The organism is Mesorhizobium sp. M7A.F.Ca.CA.001.10.2.1 (genome assembly GCF_003998575.1).
GTDB lineage: Bacteria > Pseudomonadota > Alphaproteobacteria > Rhizobiales > Rhizobiaceae > Mesorhizobium.
On sequence record NZ_RZQY01000631.1, the window covers coordinates 1 to 3,618 of the forward strand.

The 3,618-nt window shown below is 63.7% G+C and carries 3 protein-coding genes and 1 pseudogene; 2 read left to right on the forward strand and 2 right to left on the reverse strand.

What is annotated here, in order from left to right; all coding sequences use genetic code 11:
* Both EN964_RS28775 and EN964_RS28780 read right to left on the reverse strand, forming a co-directional pair.
* A pseudogene (locus EN964_RS28775) lies at nt 1-617 on the reverse strand (cytochrome P450); the annotation flags it as partial.
* 57 nt (nt 618-674) lie between these two features.
* On the reverse strand, nt 675-2,123 hold the full coding sequence (locus EN964_RS28780) for an APC family permease (protein WP_127266748.1): 1,449 nt from the start codon (nt 2,121-2,123) through the stop codon (nt 675-677).
* A 173-nt stretch (nt 2,124-2,296) separates the two neighbouring features.
* On the opposite strand from EN964_RS28780, the gene EN964_RS28785 reads away from it, so the two are divergent.
* Together EN964_RS28785 and EN964_RS28790 are read left to right on the forward strand one after the other, a co-directional pair.
* Nucleotides 2,297-3,067 (forward strand): IclR family transcriptional regulator, encoded by a 771-nt coding sequence (locus EN964_RS28785; RefSeq protein WP_127266749.1) that lies wholly within the window; start codon nt 2,297-2,299, stop codon nt 3,065-3,067.
* A partial coding sequence (locus EN964_RS28790; protein WP_206528772.1) for a Tm-1-like ATP-binding domain-containing protein occupies nt 3,067-3,618 on the forward strand: 552 nt, incomplete at its 3' end. The genes EN964_RS28785 and EN964_RS28790, both read left to right, overlap by 1 nt.

Here is a 3,618-nt window from a genome sequence, read left to right on the forward strand (position 1 = left end):
ACATGCGACAGCGCCGAGTCATCTGGCTGGCGCGCAAGTCTTTCCAGCGTCGGCAGGATGGCGTCGCCGACCTCGGCACTGATCGCGTCGGCGATCTCCTGCCGCTTCGGGTCGTTCTCGAAATTGATGGCGCCCTGGGCAAGGCCATAGAACCAGCGGCGCAGCGTCGGCATGTCAATGTCGGCAAGGCCGAGCGAGCGCGCCAGGCTGAGCGTCGACACCGGTTCGAAATAATCGGCCATCAGCTCGGCGGAGCCCTGGTTGGCGATCCGGTCGAGAAGAGGTTCGGCAATCGACCGCACGAGGTCGCCGGCATAGGCGGCAACGGTGCGCGGCCGGTATTTCGGATCGACGCCCTGTCGCAGCTGTTTATGCGTTTCGCCATCGGTGGTCAGGATGGTGGGCTTGCCGAAGGAGCGCTCGACCGGCGATGAGCCGACGACGGCGGAGAAGATGTCGGGCGACTTGGCGACGCTCTCGACATCCTTCCAGCGGGTGACGAACCACAGGTTGACCGCCGGCACGAAAGCGACAGGCGCACTGCGCCTGAGCTCTGCATAGATCGGGTAGGGATCGGCTTCCAAAGCCTCAACGGTGATATTTTCGGCAAAGCTCAAATCCGCCACTCCCCTTGTGGTGTAAGGGCGGCGTGGCACGCCGCCCCTTTGCTTTTCTCAATCTTTCAGCGGCTGGCCGAGGTTTTCGAAGGCTATGGGATCGCGGCTCTTCAGCGCGCTGGCCAGCAGCAGGCCGACGATCGCGGCGATCAGCACCAGCCCCGGCAGGAACACGCCAAGAAAACCGCCGGCCCCGGACAGGCTGCCGAAATTGATGACGATCAGGTAGATGATGATGACGAAAGCGATGAAGGTCAGCCCGGGCAGGATGGTGGTCTTCAGCGCGTTCTCCTGGGCTGCCGGGTTGGCGCGGAAGAACATCACCACGGCAAGCGAGGCCACCGCCATCATGACGATGACGCCGAGCGTCGCGACATTGGTCAGCCACGAAAACAGCGCCAGCACCGGATCGAGGCCGAGCACGGCGAACAGGCCGACGACGACCGCAGCGAGCACGCTCTGGATGACGGAAGCGACATGCGGGCTCTGGTGCACCGCATGCGTCACGCCAATCGTCTGCGGCAACAGTTTTTCGCGGCCCGAGACATAGATATAGCGCGCAACCGCATTGTGGAACGCCAGCACGCCGGCAAACAGGCTCGACACGAACAGGATGCTCATCGCCTGCGACAGCATCGTGCCGGCGTAACGATCCGACAGGCCGAACAGGAAGGTCGTCGGATCCTGCAGCCCTTGCAGCGTCGGCAGCAGCTTGTCGACACCGGCGCCGACCGCCATCAGCCATGCCGTGAGCATGTAGAAGACGCCGATCAACACGACCGAAAAATAGGTGGCGCGCGGAATGGTGATCTTTGGATCGCGGGCTTCCTCGGCATAGATCGTCGTCGCCTCGAAACCGATGAAGGCGGCAAAGCAGAACAGAATGGCGATGGCCGGCGAGCCTGATGTGATCTGGCTCCAGCTGAACGGCGCCGCCGACAGGCCGCTATCGCCGCCGGTCTTGAGGATGGCGATGTCGAGGACCAGCACCACAAGATATTCGCACAGCACCAGCACCGTTAGGATCTTGGCGGAGAGGTCGACCTGCCGATAGCCGAGCACGGCGACCAGCGCGATGGCGATGAAACTCCACACCCACCAGGGCAGGTTGATGCCCCAGCCGGCGAACAGGCCTGACGTCGCGGCGCCGAGCAGGCCCATGACCCCGATCTGCATGGCATTGTAGGACAGGATGGCGATCAGCGCCGTGGCGCCGCCGGCCATGCTGCCGAGGCCGCGCGCGGCATAGGCATAGAAGGCGCCGGCATTGCCGACATGGCGTGACATGGCGACATAGCCGACCGCGAACAAAAGCAGCAGCACAGTCACGATCAGATAAGTGCCGGCAAAGCCGGCGCCATTGCCCATCAGCATGCCGAGCGGCGTGCCGCCGGCGACGGCCGTGAGCGGGGCGGCCGCCGAAATCACCATGAAGGTGATGGCGCCGACGCCAAGACTGTTCTTGCGCAGCCTGTTGGCCGGCGCCTGTTCTGCAACTGCTGTCATCGATCCCTCCTGTTTGCAAACCCTCAGGCTCGCCGGCCGAATGGCCTGTCCCATGCACTCTGGCGGTTGGTTCGTTATTTGAACCGTTATTTTGAATATAGACTTGCAAACAATGCCGATGCCTGTCAAGTTAATTCACACGTTAAATGATTGTCCCGAACCGGGAGGCAAATTTGAGTACGGTCGGAAAAGCGATCTCGCTTCTGGAGCTGTTCAGCGTCGACGAGCCCGAGCTCGGCCTGTCCGATCTGGCGCGCCGCTCGGGCTTCGACAAGGCGACGACACGGCGGCTGCTGGTTGCGCTGGCCGGCCATGGTTTTGTCGAGCAGGATATCGGCACGCGGCACTATCGCCTCGGCGCCGGCCTGTCGCGGCTGGCGCGCATCCGCGAAGCGCGCTTTCCTTTCCTGCAGACAGCTGTTCCGCTGGTGCGGGACCTGGCAGCATCGACGGCCGAGACCGTGCATTTGTCGGAATTCGGCGTCGACAGGCTGGTCACCGTCCATGTCGAGCATCCGGCATGGGCGAACCGGGTCAACATCGACATCGGTCAGTTGTTGCCCCTGCATTCGACCGCGTCGGGCATCGCCTATTTGGCCTTCGCCCGCGACGAGACCGTCAAGGCGTGCCTGACGGGTTCCCTCGACGCTTTCACGGCCCATACGCTGATCGAGCCGGCCGCCATCTCAAGATGCATGAGCGAGGCGCGCGAGCGCGGCTATTCGATCTGCGACCAGGGCTATGAGGAAGGTGTGATCAGCGTCGCGGCGGCAATCCGCGGGGCGGATGGCTTTGCGCTCGGCACCATCGCGGTGGCGGCGCCAAAGGCCAGAACGACGGCAGCCGCGATCACGGAGCGGGGACTTGCCGTGAGGGAGGCGGCACGGGAGATTTCCATGCGCCTCAACGGCGAAAACCTGCAAATCTTGAGGAGGCAGGCCTGATGCCCTCGGAGACAGCGCCCCGCATCCTGGTCATCGGCACGGGCGACACAAAGGCCGAAGAGCTGCTGTTCATGAAACAGTGCATCGAGCAGTCAGGCGGCAGCGCCGTGATGATGGATGTCAGCGTGCTGGGCGACCCGCCCTACAGCCCGGACCACGACAAGCATGCCGTGGCCCGGGCCGTGGATGTGACGATCGCCGAGATCGTCTCGAGCGGTGATGAGAACACCGCCATGACGCTGATGGCCGGCGGCGCGGTGCAGCTGGTGCGCAAGCTCCATCAAAACGGCGAGATCGACGCTTTCATCGCCATCGGCGGTTCGATGGGGACAGATCTGGCGCTCGACGTGGCGCTTTGCCTGCCGCTCGGTGTGCCGAAATTCGTCGTCTCGACCATCGCCTATTCGCATCTCATCCCGCCCGAGCGCGTCGCGCCCGACCTGATGATGATCCTCTGGGCCGGCGGGCTGTACGGCCTCAACTCGATCTGCAGGCTGGTCCTGTCACAGGCCTGTGGTGCGGTCGTCGGCGCGGCCAGGATTGTGCTGGAG

Coding starts and splice junctions, on each gene's coding strand:
- EN964_RS28780 (WP_127266748.1), bottom strand. CDS start 2,123: ATGACAGCAGTTGCAGAACAGGCGCCGGCCAACAGGCTGCGCAAGAAC.